A 16,011-nucleotide genomic window follows, 5' to 3' on the forward strand; every position below is an offset into this window, starting at 1 on the left:
TCTAGGGCGCGGTCGTGCCGGGGACCGAGCCGGTGACGGTGAAGCTCGGCTGGGTCGCCAGCGCGGGGTCCTCCCACGACGCCACGCCGGCGCCGGTGCGGGTCCAGCCGTCGGGCACGTCGGTGACGTCGTAGCCCTCGGGCCAGTGCACCGTGACCGACACCTGCTCGGGCACGACCAGGCCCTGCGGGGTCGCGTCGAGGTGGTAGGTGATGGTGCCGTCGCCGGGCGCCGTGGCGGCCTCCGGGACGACGTACTCCAGCACGGCGGTGCGCGACTCGCCCGGCGGGAGCGTCATCCGCAGCAGCTTGTAGGGGCGGCCGTAGTAGTCGAAGGTGTCGCTGCCCTGGGTCTTGTCGGCGACGGTGGCGCTGGTGACGTCCGCTCCGGTCGGCAGGAAGACGCCGAGGGTCATGCCGTTCCAGCGGGTCACGCTGGTGCCGCCGCGGGGGTCGGCGAAGGACTGCGTGTAGGGCGGGGAGTCGTTGTCGACGGTGATGGTCATCCGCACCTTCGCCGAGCCGTCCTCGCGCAGCCGGACGTCGGTCTCGACCGAGCGGCGCTGCCAGTAGTCGGCCTTGCTGGCGTTGGTGTTCTGGTTGAGGACCGCGAGGTAGTCGTGGTCGGTGTCGGACAGCTCGCCGGCCAGGCCGACGTCGGTGACCGCGGCCTGCACGTCGGGGTCGCGCATCCACATCGCGAAGTGCCGCCCGCGGGCGGAGTCACGCAGCGACTCGATCTTCTCGCGGCCCTGGCCCGCTGCGAGCAGGCGCTCGGAGAACACCGGCAGGAGGGCGAGGTTGAGGTCGTGGCGGGCCTCGTTGGAGGGGAAGGAGTCGTAGTCGCCGACCATCTTCTGGGTGAAGTTGGCCGCGTCGACGCGGCCGTAGACCGGTACGTCGACCGGGCCGGTGATCCGCAGCAGGTCGGCGAGCGCGACCACGTCGACCGCGATCAGGCCGTCCTGCGGGTCGCCGCCGCGCCGCTCCCAGCCGCGCAGCAGCTCCTCGCCGGAGACCGACCAGTCCGGGGCGTAGGTCGCGGTCGAGATCCGCAGCTTGCCGGTGTGGAACGGGTTGCCCTCGACCCGCTCCCACCGGCCCACCTGGTAGAGGTCGCGGTCGGTGGTGTCGCGGGCCTCGCCGACGGTGAGGCGGCCGTCCTGGACCGTCAGCGGGGCGAGCGTGAGCGGTGCTCCGCCGGAGAAGCGCTGCTCGGCCGGGTTGAGCAGCGCGAGGAGGTACGACTTCCGGCCGGTCGCGCCGAACAGGTCGGGCAGCGCGTCGGTCAGCGGCTTCGTGCTGCGGGCCGCCGACGCGAGCGGGGTCACGACCTCCGCTGCCTGGTCGCGCGCGTCGGCGAGGCGGGTGCCGACGAGGAGCGCCGAGTCGTCGACCTGGCCGAGCTCGAGCTGGGCGGCGTCGAGGTCGGCGCTGGCGGTGGAGACGGCACCGACCAGGGTGCGCAGCGCGTCGACGTCGACCGCGTCGCCCTGCAGCAGCGTCGCGTCCTTGCCCACCACCGTCGGCCAGGCCTCGACCGCGACCTCTGCGGTCGAGGTGAGCCGGTCGAGGGCGTTGCCGAGGTGCCGCACGTCGGAGACCGGTCCGCCGACGACCGGGACCAGGCTCCAGATGTCGCCGCCGATGCCCTGCACGGCGCCCTGCACCTCGTCGGCGTGCTGCCGGGCGCTCGCCACGCTCGCGGACGCGGCGTCGAGGTCGCCGGCCTGCAGGGCCGTGCGCGCCGCCTCGAGGTCGGCCTTCGCGCTCTCCGCGCTGGCAGGGGCGTTGCGGAACGGCAGCGCCAGCAGGACCAGCACGACGAGCAGCAGGAACAGGCCGGCGACGACGGTGGCCGGCCGGAGGAGTCGTCGCGATGTCTTGCGGCGGGAGGACGGCACCGGGCCATGGTGCCAAACGGTGTCGAGCCGCGCGGGCGGAAGCCAACCTCTAGGGTGGCGCCCATGCGTGGAATCATCCTGGCCGGCGGGACCGGCTCGCGGCTGCACCCGATCACCCAGGGAATCAGCAAGCAGCTGGTCCCGGTCTACGACAAGCCGATGATCTACTACCCGCTGTCGACGCTGATGCTCGCGGGCATCCGTGACGTCCTCATCATCACCACGCCCCACGAGGCCGAGGGCTTCCACCGTCTGCTCGGTGACGGCTCGCAGTTCGGGATCAACCTGACGTTCGCGGTCCAGCCGTCACCCGACGGGCTCGCCCAGGCGTTCATCATCGGCGCCGACCACATCGGCGGCGAGCGCTCTGCGCTGGTGCTGGGCGACAACATCTTCTACGGCTCGGGCCTCGGCCAGCAGCTGCTGCGGTTCAAGGACCTCGACGGCGCGGCGGTCTTCGGCTACCACGTCGCCGACCCCCGGGCCTACGGAGTGGTCGAGTTCGACGAGCACGGCCGCGCGCTGTCGCTGGAGGAGAAGCCGGAGCACCCGAAGAGCGACTTCGCCGTGCCGGGGCTCTACTTCTACGACAACGACGTCGTGCAGTACGCCGCCGAGCTCGAGCCGTCCGCGCGCGGCGAGCTCGAGATCACCGACCTCAACCGGCGCTACCTCGAGGAGGGGCGCCTCCACGTCGAGGTCCTGCCCCGCGGCACCGCCTGGCTCGACACCGGCACCTTCGACTCGCTCAACGACGCCTCCAACTTCGTGCGCACCATCGAGGGCCGCCAGGGCTTCAAGGTCGGCGCGCCGGAGGAGGTCGCCTGGCGGATGGGCTGGCTCTCCGACGACGAGCTGGTCGCCCGCGCCGAGCCGCTGCGCAAGTCGGGCTACGGCGAGTACCTGCTGGGGCTGCTCCAGCACGGCTGAGCCCCCTCGGTGGTCGAGGTGCGAGCGCCGGCCCTCGGTGGTCGAGGTGCGAGCGCCGGCCTTCGGTGGTCGAGGTGCGAGCGTCGGCCCTCGGTGGTTGAGGTGCGAGCGGAGCGAGCCTCGAAACCACGCCTGTGATCGCAGGTTTCGAGGCTCGTCGCTGGCGCTCCTCGCACCTCAACCAGCGAGTGGCGGGGCTGGCGCTCCTCGCACCTCAACCAGCGAGTGGCGGGGCTGGCGCTCCTCGCACCTCAGCCAGCGAGTGTCGGGCCGAGGTCGGCGGCCACCATCCGGCGCACGACCTCCTCGAAGGCGACCGTCGGCGCCCAGCCGAGCACCTCGCGTGCCCGCGAGGCGTCACCGACCAGCTCGGTCGGGTCGGCGGGGCGGAAGAACGCGGGGTCGACCCGGACCAGCGGCTCCCAGTCGGCGATCCCGGCGGCGGTGAAGGCGGCGGCGACGAACTCGCGGACCGAGTGCGAGCGACCGGTCGCGACGACGTAGTCGCCCGGCTCGTCGGCGCGCGCCGCCCGGACCATGGCGTCGACGTAGTCGGGTGCCCAGCCCCAGTCGCGGCGCGCGTCGAGGTTGCCGAGCGCGAGACCGTCGGCCTCGCCGCGCGCGATGGCGGCGACCGTCGAGGTGATCTTGCGGGTGACGAACCGGTCGGGGCGCCGAGGCGACTCGTGGTTGTAGAGCACGACGCTCGACACGTGCTGGTCCCGCCGGCGGCAGACGCCGGCGGCGAGGTGGGCGTACGCCTTCGCCGCGCCGTAGGGGTTCACCGGCCGCAGCGCGGTGTCCTCGGTCTGCGGCGACTCCGCCGGCTCGCCGAAGATCTCGGCGCTGGAGGCCTGCACGAAGCGGGTGTCGCCCGCCAGCCGTGCCGACTCCATCAGCGCGACGGCGGCCTGGCCGTTGACGTGGGCCGTGCGGTCGGGCTCCTCCCACGACTGGGCGACCGAGCTGATCGCGGCGAGGTTGTAGAGCTCGGTCGGTGCGACGTCGCGCACCACCCGCCGGGTCGCCTCGACGTCGCCGAGGTCGCCCTCGTGGAGGACCACCTCGGTCGGACAGTGGGCGGGGTGGCCGTCGGCGGCCAGCACGAGCGCGTGGACCTCGAGGCCGTCGGCCACCAGCCGCTCGGCGAGGTAGCTGCCGTCCTGGCCGCCGATCCCGGTGATGAGGGCCCGAGCGGTCACCAGCCGGCCTTGGCGGCGGCGATGTCGGCGTCGACCATCATCGCCACGAGGTCGGCGAACGGCACGGTCGGCGTCCAGCCCAGCTTGTCCTGCGCCTTCGACGCGTCCCCGATCAGCAGCTCGACCTCGGCCGGCCGCATGAACCGCGGGTCCTGCTTGACGTAGGGCGCCCAGTCGTCGATGCCGACGTGGCGGAAGGCGATCTCGAGGAAGTCGCGGATCGACCAGGTCTCGCCGGTGGCGATGACGTAGTCGTCACCCTCGTCCTGCTGGAGCATCCGCCACATCGCCTCGACGTAGTCGCCGGCGTAGCCCCAGTCGCGCCGCGAGTCGAGGTTGCCGAGGGTGACGTCCTCCTGCTGCCCGAGGTGGATCCGGGCGACGGCCTGGCTGATCTTGCGGGTCACGAACTCCGGCCCGCGCCGCGGCGACTCGTGGTTGAAGAGGATCCCCGACGAGGCGTGCATGCCGTAGGACTCGCGGTAGTTGATGGTCATGTAGTGGCCGTAGACCTTGCTGACGCCGTAGGGCGAGCGCGGCCAGAGCAGCGTGCTCTCGGACTGCGGGACCTCCTGCACCTTGCCGAACATCTCCGAGCTCGACGCCTGGTAGAACCGGATGCTCGCCGGGTCGTCGCCCGCGTGGAGGCGTACGGCCTCGAGCACGTTGAGCACGCCCATGCCGGTCACGTCGCTGGTGACGAAGGCGTTCTCCCACGAGTACGCGACGAACGAGATCGCGCCGAGGTTGTAGACCTCGTCGGGCTGCGAGTCGCGCATCGCCCGCATCAGGCTGGAGAGGTCGGTGAGGTCGCCGTTGTGGAGCGTGACGTCGGGGACGACCTTCTGCACCAGCTCGCGGCGCGGGTTGTTCTGCCCGCGGATCAGGCCGTGGACGTCGTAGCCCTTCTCCAGCAGCAGCTCGGCGAGGTAGAGCCCGTCCTGACCCGTGATTCCCGTGATGAGTGCACTCGGCATGCGGGCCAGTCTGTCAGGCGCGCTGCTGGTTAGGGTGTGGCTCATGAAGATCCTCGTCAGCGGCGGTGCCGGCTACATCGGCTCGCACACCGTCATCCAGCTCGTCGCCGCCGGCCACGACGTGATCATCGTCGACAACTTCAGCAACTCGCACCCCGTCGTGAAGGGCCGGATGGAGGCGCTGACCGGGACCAGCCTGCCGCTGCACTCCTTCGACCTGTGCGACTACGACAAGACCGAGCACCTGTTCGCTGCCGAGGGCTTCGACGCGGTCATCCACTTCGCCGGCTTCAAGGCCGTCGGCGAGAGCGTGGCCAAGCCGCTGGAGTACTACGAGAACAACCTCGGCTCGACCTTCTCGCTGGTGCGCGCGATGCAGAAGCACGACGTCGACAAGCTGGTCTTCTCCTCCAGCGCCACGGTCTACGGCACCGACCAGGCCGGCGCCACCGAGGACCAGCCGACCTTCGCCACCAACCCGTACGGCTGGACCAAGGTGATGCAGGAGCAGATCCTGCGCGACGTCGCCGTCGCCTCGCCGGAGATGCGCATCGCGCTGCTGCGCTACTTCAACCCGGTCGGCGCGCACCCGTCCGGCACCATCGGCGAGGACCCGTCCGGCATCCCGAACAACCTGACGCCCTTCATCGCCCAGGTCGCGGTCGGCAAGCGCGACAAGCTCGCGGTCTTCGGTGACGACTACGACACCGTCGACGGCACCGGCGTGCGCGACTACATCCACGTCGAGGACCTCGCCGCCGGCCACGTCGCCGCCCTCGAGGAGCTCACCCGCACCGACAAGTCTGTCAACACCTGGAACCTCGGCTCCGGTCGCGGCACCAGCGTGCTGGAGATGCTCCACGCCTTCGAGCGCGCGGTCGGGCGCGAGCTGCCCTACGAGGTCGTCCCGCGCCGCCCCGGCGACGTCGCGACGTCGTACGCCGACCCGTCGCGCGCCAACGCCGAGCTCGGCTGGAGCACCCAGAAGTCCATCGACGACATGGCCGCCGACGCCTGGCGCTGGCAGTCGCAGAACCCGCAGGGGTTCGCGGGCTGATGCGCCGGCTCGCGCCCGTCCTCGCCCTGGTGCTGTCGCTGGCGGTGGGGTCCGGGGGCGCCGTCGCCGGCGCGACTCGAGCGGAGACATCTCCGCTCGACGCACGCAACAGCGTGCGCCCAGCGTCGATGGCGGTCGACAAGTCGGCCGATCCGCTGGCCGGTCGGGTGGTCGTGATCGACCCCGGCCACCAGCTCGGCAACCACAACTTCCCGGCCGAGATCAACCGGCCGGTGCCGGCCGGCGGCTTCACCAAGCCCTGCAACACGACCGGCACGGCGACCAACCGCGGCTTCCCGGAGGCGACCTTCACCTGGCAGGTCTCCCGGCTGCTCGCGAAGCGGCTGCGCGCGCTCGGTGCGACCGTGCGGATGACGCGGCACAGCAACCGCCAGGACCGCTGGGGCCCGTGCGTCGACGTCCGTGGCCGGGCCGGCAACGCGATCGACGCCGACCTCAAGGTCTCGGTGCACGCGGACGGGTCGTACGCCCGGGGAGCCCGCGGCTTCCACGTGATCGTGCCGCCGGACCGGGCGCCCTGGACCGACGACATCGCCGCGCCGTCGATGCGGCTCGCCCAGGCGCTGAAGGAGGGGCTGCTCGGCAAGCGGTTCGTGGTCGCCAACTACGTCGCCGGCGGCGACGGCCTCGACGTCCGCTCCGACCTCGGCACCCTCAACCTCTCCGACGTCCCGACCGCGATGGTCGAGCTCGGCAACATGCGCTCAGCCGCCGAAGCCCGCGTGATGACCTCGCCGCGCGGGCGGGCGCGCTACGCGCGGGGGCTGGTCGTCGGTATCCGGGAGTTCCTGGGCTGACCGGCCGCCGACGAAAGTAGGCAGCTCGAGCGGCGCCCCGAGCCGGCGAGCGTACGGCCGGTGATCCGCGGCGCGAACTGCCTGCCGAAGGTCTGTGGATGACCGGGTGCGGGGCGGCCGGCGGTCGGACACGCTGCCCGGATGACGCACATGACGTCCTCCTACGTGGTGCGGATCTTCGGCGGTGTCGCTCGCTGGGGTGAGCTGGCGCCCCTCGTCACCCGCGCCCAGCTCGACGCCGAGCTCGCGGCCGGGACGATCACCCGGCTCCAGCGCGGGACGTACGCCCTGGGTGACCTCGCCGACGTCAGGGCGAGCGCCGCCGCGGTGTCGGGGACCGTCTCCCACCTGTGCGCCGCCATCGAGCACGGGCGGAAGGTGAAGCACCCGCCGGACCGGCCGACAGTCACGCTGCCGCGCAACCGGTCGCACCCCGGGGACGGCCTGGAGGTCCACTGGCGCGACCTGAGGGCGACGCAGGTGCAGCGCGGTGTGACGCACCCCGTCGTGACGGTGATCGACTGCGCGCGGGCGTACGACTTCGACGTCGCGCTCAGCGTCGCCGACTCGGCGTTGCGAGCGGGGTCAGTGAGTCGGCGGAGCCTCGTCGCAGCGGCGGAGGCCAGTCCGCGGACCGGAAGGGCGAAGGCGTTGCGGGTGGCGCGAGCAGCCGATGGCCGAGCCGCCAAACCCTTCGAGTCCTGTGCCCGCGCCATCGCGTCCGAGGTCCGCGGGCTGCGCGTCGAGCCGCAGGTGTCCATCCGCGGTGTCGGTCGGGTCGACCTCGCCGACCTCGCGCTGGGGATCGTGGTCGAGTGCGAGTCGTTCGAGTTCCACAGCGACGCGGCGTCGCTGGAGAAGGACGTCAGGCGCTACACGGCGTGCGCGCGCCGCGGTCTGGTCGTCGTGCGCTTCACGTGGAAGGAGGTGATGTTCGACCCCGACTACTGCCGGGCGGCCCTCCAGGACGTGGTCGACCTCCGACTCCAGCAGGCAGTTCGCCGGACCTGGTGACCGATCCACGCTCAGCCGCGCGCGGCCGCAGCTGAACTGCCTATTCCCGGCGGTGCTGGCTCAGCGCACCCCGAGCTCGGCCAACCCGCGCAGGACGACGCGCAGGTGCGCGACCTCGTGGGTGCGGATCAGGTGGGTGCCGCCGAGCGCGGCGAAGACGGCGTAGAAGCCCTCGCCCTTGCGGAACTCGTCGCCGAAGACGTCGAAGCTGTGGGGGACGGCGTTGCAGACCGGGACGCCGAGCGGGCGCAGCCGGAAGCCCTGGGCGAGGACCTTGGTCTGGTGGCGGGCGCGGGTCAGCGGGTCGACGAGGTTGCCGTAGAAGAACCCCATGCCAGGGTCGATGACGACCTTGTCCACGCCGAGCGACCGGGCGTGCGCGATGCGGGGCGCGAAGTGGTCGAGCAGCACCGGTACGGGGTCGGCGTCGGGCGGCACGTCGGAGATCTCGCGGACGTTGGCGGTCTCGCCGAAGCAGAGCACCACGGCGGCGTCGTACTCCGCGGCGAGCGCCAGCATCTCGTCCTCGTGCTCGCGGCCGGTCATGTTGAGGACCCGGGCGCCGGCGTCGAGGCAGGCGCGCACGACCTCGGGCTCGTAGGTCTCCACCGAGACCACTGCCTCCTCCGCCAGGCCCTTCACGGCCGGGACCAGGCGCGCGACCTGGTCGTCGGCGCCCACGCGGGCGGCGGTGGCGTTGCTGGACTCGGCGCCGAGGTCGATGATCGCGGCGCCCTGGGCGGCCTGCACGCGCCCCATCCGCACGGCATCGGAGGGGCTGGTGGCCACGCTCTCGCGGTAGGTCGAGTCACGGGACAGGTTGACGCAGCCCATGAGGGTCACCGGCCCGTCGCCGATCGTCACCGGGCCGCGCGGCCCCGGCAGCACGACCGGGGCCACGGGGGAGTCCCAGGCCTCTCCGTGGGCGTGCTGGAGGTGGGCCAGGTCCGCAAGGGTGATCACGGCGGAAATCGTAGAGGGGAGGATGGAACGGTGACCGAGTCCTTCGAGCTGCAGCGCCTGTCCGACCTGTCCGACGAGCAGCTCCAGGAGGCGTACGCCCCGCGCGGCGAGCCGTGGATGCGGGTCAACTTCGTGAGCACCGTCGACGGCTCCGCGACCGGCGCCGACGGCCTGAGCACGAGCATCAACGACGACGCCGACAAGCGGGTCTTCGACACCCTCCGCAAGCACGCCGACTGCCTCGTGGTCGGCGCCGGCACGATCCGCGACGAGGAGTACGACGTCCCGAAGATCCCGGTCGTCGTGGTCAGCCGCCGCGCCGACGTGCCCCCGACGCTGCGCGAGGCACCCCGCGAGCGCGTGCTGGTGGCGACCGTCGCGAGCGCCGAGGGGCTCGACGAGGCGCGCGAGCTGCTCGGCCACGAGCAGGTGCTGGTGCTGGGCGAGGACGAGATCGACCTGGTCGCGCTGAAGGCCGAGCTGCTGAGCCGCGGCTGGCGCGACCAGCTCTGCGAGGGCGGGCCCTCGCTGTTCGGCGATCTGCTCGCCGCCGGCGTGGTCGACGAGCTGTGCTGGACGATCTCGCCGCGCCTGGTCGCCGGCGACGGCCCGCGGATCGCCGGCGGTCCGGACGTCGACGTGGCCGTGCGCCCCGCCCTGCTGCTGGAGCAGGACGGGACGCTGCTGGGCCGCTGGCTGGTCTGAGCCGGCCTACGGCACCGCGGGGTAGTCCGCGACGTAGCTCGGGACTCCCGGTGCGGTGGCGTCGACGCGCGCGCCGACCCCGTTGACGACGTGCTCGATGCTGCCCGCGTCGAGGTTGACCGTCATCACGTGGTGCAGCCGGACGCCGGCGCGGTCGGGCACCTCGAACCCGTTGTCGGTCGTGATGGTCGGGTCGTTGCGGTTGAAGACGTAGACACCGCCGCCGAACAGCTGGTGGCGCTGCACCCGGTCGGAGACCTTGTAGCCGGTCCAGCCGAGGGTGCCGTCCGGGCGGGTCCAGTCGGCCTGCGACGGCGGGTCGTAGGGCAGCTCGTTCTGGTAGAGCACGACGTGGCCGTCCTCGCCGTTCCAGATGGTGTTGTGCTGCTGGAAGTGCTCGACGAAGAGGCCGGTCGCGCGGACCCGATCACCGTTGACCACGACGCCGACCGGCGCGGTGTTGGTGTGCCACCGGTCGGTGTCGCCACTGACCCCGGCGGTGAAGCCCTCGATGCCGTGGTCGGCGCGCCAGACCCAGGTGTGGTCGATCAGCACGTCGTCGGCGTCCACGACCAGCGCGGTGCGGGTGCGACCGACGTGCGGTCCGCCGACGCGGAAGTAGACGTCGTTGAGCGTGGTGCTCGGCACGGACGTGCGGTGACCGCGACCGTGCCCGCGGCGACCCTCGATGTGCATGAGGGCCCTCGACTCGCGCAGCCCGGCGTCGATCGTCACGCCCGCGACGACCACGTCGGAGGCCTTGGCGTCGACGACGACGGGGGTCGCGCCGCGTACGGACGTCAGCGTCGCCTGGCCGAGGCCGAGGACGACCGTGCCGCTGCGGCGGATCTCCAGGCTGCGGTCGACGTCGTAGACGCCCGGGGTGAGCAGGAGGTTCTTGCCGCGGGCGAGGGCGGTGGCCAGCACGCGCGCGGGCTGGTCGGGCGAGGCGACGTGGAACGACGACAGCGGGAGGTCGCGACCGCTGGTCCCACCGGTCGTCCAGTCGGGGCCGAGCGAGTCGGTGCGGGGCGCGGGGACCCGGACCCGCCAGGCGCCGTCGGTGACGTGGAGGTAGGGCTTCTCGCGGCTGAGCGGGGTGCGCTCGAGGGTGGTGTAGGGCTCGGTCGGGAAGGTGGCCTCGGACGGCGCGCCGACGGTGCCGGCGAAGACCTGGTTCCAGACGCCGTTGGACCAGGAGGCGACCTCGGAGTTGCGGGTCAACCACTGCTGCTGCGAGCCGTTGACGACGGTCCCGGCGCGGGAGTCGGCGAGATAGCCGCCGCTGGCGAACTGCGGGCCGTCGGTGCAGTAGTCCATCAGCGAGAGGGTGCCGCCGCGGACGTCGACGCGTCGCAGCGCCGAGGCCTGCGAGGCCGCCCAGAAGTTGGCCGAGGCGCGGCAGCCGTCCTGCCCGGTGCCGTTGACGTCGATCGTCAGGTTCGACATCGAGCGCCAGAAGTTGTTGAGCGCGACGCAGTAGGGCTGGGTCGGGCCGTCGCTGAGGCAGCGGTTGTAGACCTCGACCTTGCCGTTGATGACGACGTCGGACGGGGAGGCGCCGAGCCCGGCGACCTCGGTGTAGTAGCCGACCTTGATCTGCAGCGGGTCGTCGGCGGTGCCGTAGGTGCCGGGCAGGAAGAGCAGGCTCCAGCGACCTTCGGACATCTCGGCGTCGACCTGCTGCTGCCAGATCTCGTCGGCGCGCTGCTCGATCTCGGCGGTCGGCATGGAGGGGTCGACCACGACGACCTGGTCACCGAGGTCGGGGGCGGCGGGGGCCGGCGCCGGCCGCGGCGCGGCATCGGCGGTGGGCGTGAGGGCGGCCGGCACGAGGGCGCCGACGGCGAGGACGAGGGCCGCGGTGACCGTGCGCAGCGGCGTACGACGGGGGTGGGGGTGCGGAGCGTTCATGGAGGCCTTCCCGAAGAGTGAGAGCGCTTCCACACAACATGCCGCACCTGACGTGACGGGCGCCACACCCCCGTCCCCGCCGTGGACGGATCAGTCGTCGAGCGCCGCCAGCAGCTCGCGGTTGAAGGCGGGGAGGTCGTCGGGGTTGCGGCTGGTGATCAGGTTGTCGTCGACGACGACCTCCTCGTCGACCCACTCGCCGCCCGCGTTGCGGACGTCGGTCTGCAGGCTGGGCCAGCTCGTCATCCGGCGGCCGCGGACGGCGTCGGCCTCGACGAGCGTCCAGGGCGCGTGGCAGATCGCGGCGACCGGGCGGCCGGAGCCGACGAAGTCGCGGACGAACGCGACGGCCTGCTCATCGGTGCGCAGGGCGTCGGGGTTGGCGACGCCGCCGGGCAGGACGAGGGCGTCGTAGTCGCCGATCGACGCGTCGGAGACGAGCTTGTCGACCGACTGGGTGGAGGACTTGTCGAGGTGCTGGAAGAGCTGGACCTCTCCCTCCTCGAGAGAGAGCAGCTCGGCGGTGTGGCCGGCGTCGGTGACGGCCTTCCAGGGCTCGGTCAGCTCGACCTCCTCGATGCCCTCGCCGGCGGTCAGGAACGCGATGCGCTTGGTGGTGGTCATGGCTCCACGGTCGCTCGCGAGTCCTGCCGCGCACACCCTCGGAGGGGTGGGCGCGACCTCAGCCGATCGCGCCGGTGTCGTCCTTCGCCAGCGAGCGGGAGATCACCATCCGCTGGATCTGGTTGGTGCCCTCGAAGATCTGCATCACCTTGGCCTCGCGCATGTAGCGCTCGACCGGGAAGTCGCGGGTGTAGCCGTAGCCGCCGAGGACCTGCACGGCGTCGGTGGTCACCTTCATCGCGTTGTCGGTGGCGACCAGCTTGGCGATCGAGGCCTCGCGACCGAACGGCAGCCCGGCGTCCTTGAGGCGTGCCGCGTGGAGCAGCGTCGCGCGGGCGGCGACGACGGCGGCCTCCATGTCGGCGAGCACGAAGGCGAGGCCCTGGTGGTCGATGATCTTCTTGCCGAAGGTCTCCCGCTCGCGGGCGTAGGCCACCGCCGAGTCGAGGGCGCCCTGCGCGAGGCCGGTGGCGACGGCGGCGATGCCGAGGCGACCGGAGTCGAGGCCGGCGAGGGCGATCTTCAGGCCGTCGCCCTCGGCGCCGAGCCGGCGCTCGACCGGCACCCGGACGCCGTCGAAGCGCATCGTCGCGGTCGCCGAGCCGGTGAGGCCCATCTTGCGCTCCGGCGGGTCGGCGGAGAGGCCCTCGGAGTCAGCCGGGACGAGGAAGCAGGAGATGCCGTTGCGGTCGTCGGAGGTCCGCGCCATCACCTTGTAGAAGTCGGCGTGGCCGCCGTGGGTGGTCCAGGCCTTCGCGCCGTTGAGGACGTACGCGTCGCCGTCGCGCTTCGCCGTGGTCCGCATCGCCGCGGGGTCCGAGCCGGCGTGCGGCTCGGAGAGGCAGTACGCCCCGAGCAGGTCGCCGCCGAGCATGTCCGGCAGCCACTGCGCCTTCTGCTCCTCGGTGCCGAACTCGGCGAGGCCGAAGCAGGACAGCGCGTGCACGGAGACGCCGACGCCGACCGACGACCAGACCGCGCCGATCTCCTCGAGGACCTGGAGGTAGACCTCGTAGGGCTGGTCGCCACCGCCGTGCTCCTCCGGGTAGGGCAGGGACAGCAGCCCGGCCTGGCCGAGCATCGCGAAGACGTCGCGCGGGAAGGTCTCGGTCGCCTCGGCCTCGGCCGAGCGCGGCGCGAGCTCCTTGGTGGCGATCTCGCGGGTGAGGGCGAGCAGGTCGCGGGCCTCGTCGGTGGGGAGGGTGCGGCGTGCGGTCATGACCGCGAGGTTACCGGCGTCACACCGTCCCTCAGGCCGGGGGCCGGACCAACCCCTGCTCGGCCAGCACGGCCAGCGCGTCGGCCACGAGGGCGTCGGCGTCGGGGTGCTCGCCCCACTCCTCCTGCACGTGCGCGGCCAGCTCGGCGGGGGTGCGCGGGCGCTCCAGCGCGAGCCACAGGAGCGGGCCGAGCCCGGCCAGCACCCGCACCTGGTCGTCGACCATCACGACCAGCTCCTCGGCGTACTCCACCGCGTCGCGCCACGGCACGCGGGACCACGCGCCGGGGGCGTCCGGGACGGCCGTGGGTCCGCCGGGGTGGTGGATCCACGGCTCCGCGGGCTGCGGCTCGTGGTCGAGCAGCGCGGCGACCTCGTCGGCCCACCGCTCGAACTCGCGGTAGTTCAGCCCCCACACGCCGCCGCACTCCTCGACGGCCGCGGCCAGGCGTCGCATCGGGTGGTCGAGGTGGACCAGCGACGAGGTCTGGTCGACGATCTCCGCGATGGCCCGCGACGCCGGGACGGGGGCCAGGCCGCTGTCGTCGTCGCCGCGGTGGAGCAGCACGATCCGGTGCAGGCGGGACCCTGCCGCGCCGACGCGGAGGCCGAGGTCATCGGGGGAGACGGAGTCCTTGCGCCGTGGGGCGGCGGGGTCGAGGACGACGGAGAGCGGCTTGGCGTGGGCGTGGACGACGAGCCGGTGGTCCAGCGACACGGTCTCGTCGGAGAGGTAGCCCAGGTCGCGCGCCAGCCGCGACACCGCGGTGGTCTTGCCGGCGCCGGACGGGCCGACGAAGGCCAGCACGCGACCGGCGTCGTCGGCGAGCGCCCCGGCGTGCACGTTGACCCGGCGTCCGGCGGTGGCCTGGAGCGCGGCCAGGGTCACGCGGGTCGTGACGGCGTAGTCGTGGTCGGCGGCGTCGAGCGTCTCGAGGCCCTCGAGGTCGACGACCGCCTCGGGCGTCCGGTCGGTGAGCGCCCGGCTCCACTGCTGCCGCAGCCGCTCCGCGACGTCGCCCTCGGCGCGGATCCCGACGGGCACCCCCATCGCCTCCACGATCACTGCGTGCGTCACGTCGTCACCAGCCACGCGGCCAACTCTAGGGTGGGGTCGTGGGGAGGTCGCGCGGCACGGTCGCGGCGTGGGTGCTGGTCGGCGCCTACGCCGTGGGCACGATCGTGCTCCTGGTCGGGCCGTGGGGGCTGGCCCTCAACCGGCTGACCGTGGGCCTCTACACGTTCTTCCGCTACACGTGGCCGGTCGCGCCCGACTGGGCGCTGCCGCACCACTACGGGTTCGTGCTCAACGTCATCCTCTTCGTCCCGGCCGGTGTCGCCCTCGTCCTGCTGACCGGGCGGTCGTGGTGGGTGGTGACCCTGGCCGCGCTCGCCGCTTCGACGAGCGTCGAGGTCGCCCAGGCGCTCTGGCTGGACCGCGTCGGCTCGGTCGCCGACGTCGTTGCCAACACCCTCGGCGCGTTCCTCGGGGCGGTGCTCACTCCTCGTCGACGACGCGGATCACGACCAGCTGGTCGACCAGCGCCGCGACGTCGTCGCTGATGGCGTCGGCGTCGGCGTCCGACATCGCGGCCGCCGCGGCCGTGACCTCCTCCAGCGTGCCGCCCTCGGCGAGCGCCAGCCAGACCAGGCAGGCCGACCCCTCGAGCATGATCGGCAGCCCCTGGGGCACGCGCGTGAGGTAGGCGGTCGGCACGTTGTCGACGTCGAGGTCCTCGAGGCTGACCCACGCGACGTCGTCGGCGATGCGGTACTGGTGCGTCATCCGCGTCGCACCCGCCGGGTGAGCTCGTCGGCGGCCCGGCGCACGCGCAGCCGCTGGCGCGCGCGTACCTCGTCGCGGGTGGGCGGCCGCCCGAGCTCCATGCGGAGGTGGTCCTGGTTGACCCGGAGCGCGGCGGTCACCAGCTCGGCCTTGGCGCGCAGCGTGGGGGCGGCCGCCATCCGGGCGCGCCACTCGTCGAGGCGGCTCCCGCCCTCGGTGAAGTGCTTCCAGAGGCGGTACGACGGGTGGTGGCGGTGGAGCTCGAGCTCGCCGATCCCGGCGGCCAGCGCCACCTCGGCGTCGAGCTCGACCGCCAGCGCGCGCACGGCCGCCTGCTCGTCGGGCTCCGCGGCGGTCCACGCCCGGTCGACGTCACGGTTGCCGCGCGAGCGCGCGGCGTGCAGGACGAGGATCAGCCGCTGGGCGACGCGGTCGGGCACGGGGCAGCCCCAGTGCGCGATCTCGCGCCACACCCGGTCGCGCAGGAACACGTCGAAGGCGGCCTCGGGGTCGATCCCGACGCCCGGCCACATGGTGTGGACGTCGATCCACCCCCAGTCGTCGTGCCACCAGTTCGCGGCGTGCGCGAACACCGACCCGGTCGCGAAGTCGGTGCGCTTCTCCCAGCCCACCGACTCGAGCACCTCGACGAGGCGGGCGAGGTGGCTGGGGCGCACCAGCACGTCGACGTCGCTCGACTGCTTGCCCTCGGGGCGGAGCCCGGGGAGCACCGCGGGCCCCTTGAGGTGGAGCAGGTCGATGCCGTGGTCCTCGGCCAGCTTCTGCACGATCGCGTGGGCGAGGTGGACCCGGGCCGCGATGGGCGCATCGCGCTGGCCGCCCGCGTCCTCGGTCATGCGCCCCATCGTGCCAGCCGGTGTGGCGGCGTGTCGCGAAAC

General features: G+C 72.8%; 16 protein-coding genes. 6 read left to right on the top strand and 10 right to left on the bottom strand.

Annotated features, from left to right (window positions below; genetic code table 11):
• Position 1: 1 nt before the first annotated feature.
• On the bottom strand, positions 2-1,903 hold the full coding sequence (locus KDN32_RS22075) for a DUF4012 domain-containing protein (protein ID WP_211730364.1): 1,902 nt from the start codon (positions 1,901-1,903) through the stop codon (positions 2-4).
• A 63-nt stretch (positions 1,904-1,966) separates the two neighbouring features.
• Here KDN32_RS22075 and rfbA point away from each other — a divergent pair, with 63 nt between their 5' ends.
• Positions 1,967-2,833, top strand: a complete 867-nt coding sequence (gene rfbA, locus KDN32_RS01550; RefSeq protein ID WP_211730365.1) for a glucose-1-phosphate thymidylyltransferase RfbA — start codon at positions 1,967-1,969, stop codon at positions 2,831-2,833.
• Positions 2,834-3,084: 251 nt separating this feature from the next.
• On the opposite strand, the gene KDN32_RS01555 is transcribed toward rfbA, so the two are convergent.
• Entirely contained in the window at positions 3,085-4,035 is a 951-nt protein-coding gene (locus KDN32_RS01555) for a GDP-mannose 4,6-dehydratase (protein WP_211730366.1), read from the bottom strand.
• Complete coding sequence (gmd, locus tag KDN32_RS01560; protein WP_211730367.1) at positions 4,032-5,012, bottom strand: GDP-mannose 4,6-dehydratase; 981 nt, start codon at positions 5,010-5,012, stop codon at positions 4,032-4,034. Before gmd ends, KDN32_RS01555 begins: the two co-directional genes overlap by 4 nt.
• A gap of 43 nt (positions 5,013-5,055) precedes the next feature.
• Here gmd and galE point away from each other — a divergent pair, with 43 nt between their 5' ends.
• The 3 genes from galE (at position 5,056) to KDN32_RS01575 (ending at position 7,901) form a co-directional block, all read left to right on the top strand.
• On the top strand, positions 5,056-6,069 hold the full coding sequence (galE, locus tag KDN32_RS01565) for a UDP-glucose 4-epimerase GalE (RefSeq protein WP_211730368.1): 1,014 nt from the start codon (positions 5,056-5,058) through the stop codon (positions 6,067-6,069).
• Positions 6,069-6,887 (top strand): N-acetylmuramoyl-L-alanine amidase, encoded by an 819-nt coding sequence (locus KDN32_RS01570; RefSeq protein ID WP_249216332.1) that lies wholly within the window; start codon positions 6,069-6,071, stop codon positions 6,885-6,887. The genes galE and KDN32_RS01570 overlap by 1 nt, the downstream gene beginning before the upstream one ends.
• A 141-nt stretch (positions 6,888-7,028) precedes the next feature.
• Positions 7,029-7,901, top strand: coding sequence for a hypothetical protein (locus KDN32_RS01575; protein WP_211730369.1), 873 nt, complete (start codon positions 7,029-7,031; stop codon positions 7,899-7,901).
• A gap of 60 nt (positions 7,902-7,961) precedes the next feature.
• On the opposite strand, the gene KDN32_RS01580 is transcribed toward KDN32_RS01575, so the two are convergent.
• On the bottom strand, positions 7,962-8,864 hold the full coding sequence (locus tag KDN32_RS01580) for a dihydropteroate synthase (protein WP_211730370.1): 903 nt from the start codon (positions 8,862-8,864) through the stop codon (positions 7,962-7,964).
• A gap of 30 nt (positions 8,865-8,894) precedes the next feature.
• Between KDN32_RS01580 and KDN32_RS01585 the strand changes: the two genes are divergently transcribed.
• Positions 8,895-9,569, top strand: a complete 675-nt coding sequence (locus KDN32_RS01585) for a dihydrofolate reductase family protein (RefSeq protein WP_307853609.1) — start codon at positions 8,895-8,897, stop codon at positions 9,567-9,569.
• Positions 9,570-9,575: 6 nt separating this feature from the next.
• On the opposite strand, the gene KDN32_RS01590 is transcribed toward KDN32_RS01585, so the two are convergent.
• The 4 genes from KDN32_RS01590 to KDN32_RS01605 form a co-directional block, all read right to left on the bottom strand.
• Positions 9,576-11,483 carry a pectate lyase-like domain-containing protein gene (locus KDN32_RS01590; protein WP_211730371.1) on the bottom strand — a complete coding sequence of 636 codons (1,908 nt, stop codon included), beginning with the start codon at positions 11,481-11,483 and terminating at the stop codon, positions 9,576-9,578.
• Positions 11,484-11,573: 90 nt separating this feature from the next.
• A complete protein-coding gene (locus KDN32_RS01595) occupies positions 11,574-12,107 on the bottom strand; it encodes a type 1 glutamine amidotransferase domain-containing protein (RefSeq protein WP_211730372.1) in 534 nt (177 codons plus the stop codon).
• A 58-nt stretch (positions 12,108-12,165) separates the two neighbouring features.
• Positions 12,166-13,326, bottom strand: a complete 1,161-nt coding sequence (locus KDN32_RS01600; protein WP_211730373.1) for an acyl-CoA dehydrogenase family protein — start codon at positions 13,324-13,326, stop codon at positions 12,166-12,168.
• Positions 13,327-13,357: 31 nt separating this feature from the next.
• Positions 13,358-14,419: an ATP-binding cassette domain-containing protein gene (locus KDN32_RS01605; protein ID WP_211730374.1), complete on the bottom strand. Its 1,062-nt coding sequence runs from the start codon at positions 14,417-14,419 to the stop codon at positions 13,358-13,360.
• 23 nt (positions 14,420-14,442) lie between these two features.
• Here KDN32_RS01605 and KDN32_RS23130 point away from each other — a divergent pair, with 23 nt between their 5' ends.
• Entirely contained in the window at positions 14,443-14,889 is a 447-nt protein-coding gene (locus KDN32_RS23130) for a VanZ family protein (protein ID WP_211730375.1), read from the top strand.
• Here KDN32_RS23130 and KDN32_RS01615 read toward each other — a convergent pair.
• Both KDN32_RS01615 and KDN32_RS01620 read right to left on the bottom strand, forming a co-directional pair.
• A complete protein-coding gene (locus KDN32_RS01615) occupies positions 14,825-15,112 on the bottom strand; it encodes a PqqD family peptide modification chaperone (RefSeq protein WP_211730376.1) in 288 nt (95 codons plus the stop codon). The genes KDN32_RS23130 and KDN32_RS01615 overlap by 65 nt on opposite strands.
• A complete protein-coding gene (locus KDN32_RS01620) occupies positions 15,109-15,969 on the bottom strand; it encodes a nucleotidyltransferase family protein (RefSeq protein ID WP_211730377.1) in 861 nt (286 codons plus the stop codon). Before KDN32_RS01620 ends, KDN32_RS01615 begins: the two co-directional genes overlap by 4 nt.
• Positions 15,970-16,011: the final 42 nt, after the last annotated feature.

This window comes from Nocardioides palaemonis (assembly GCF_018275325.1).
Taxonomy (GTDB): domain Bacteria; phylum Actinomycetota; class Actinomycetes; order Propionibacteriales; family Nocardioidaceae; genus Nocardioides; species Nocardioides palaemonis.

Coding starts and splice junctions, on each gene's coding strand:
- KDN32_RS01570 (WP_249216332.1), top strand. CDS start 6,069: ATGCGCCGGCTCGCGCCCGTCCTCGCCCTGGTGCTGTCGCTGGCGGTG.
- gmd (WP_211730367.1), bottom strand. CDS start 5,012: ATGCCGAGTGCACTCATCACGGGAATCACGGGTCAGGACGGGCTCTAC.
- KDN32_RS01575 (WP_211730369.1), top strand. CDS start 7,029: ATGACGCACATGACGTCCTCCTACGTGGTGCGGATCTTCGGCGGTGTC.
- KDN32_RS01620 (WP_211730377.1), bottom strand. CDS start 15,969: ATGACCGAGGACGCGGGCGGCCAGCGCGATGCGCCCATCGCGGCCCGG.
- KDN32_RS01595 (WP_211730372.1), bottom strand. CDS start 12,107: ATGACCACCACCAAGCGCATCGCGTTCCTGACCGCCGGCGAGGGCATC.
- galE (WP_211730368.1), top strand. CDS start 5,056: ATGAAGATCCTCGTCAGCGGCGGTGCCGGCTACATCGGCTCGCACACC.
- KDN32_RS01600 (WP_211730373.1), bottom strand. CDS start 13,326: ATGACCGCACGCCGCACCCTCCCCACCGACGAGGCCCGCGACCTGCTC.
- rfbA (WP_211730365.1), top strand. CDS start 1,967: ATGCGTGGAATCATCCTGGCCGGCGGGACCGGCTCGCGGCTGCACCCG.
- KDN32_RS01590 (WP_211730371.1), bottom strand. CDS start 11,483: ATGAACGCTCCGCACCCCCACCCCCGTCGTACGCCGCTGCGCACGGTC.
- KDN32_RS01615 (WP_211730376.1), bottom strand. CDS start 15,112: ATGACGCACCAGTACCGCATCGCCGACGACGTCGCGTGGGTCAGCCTC.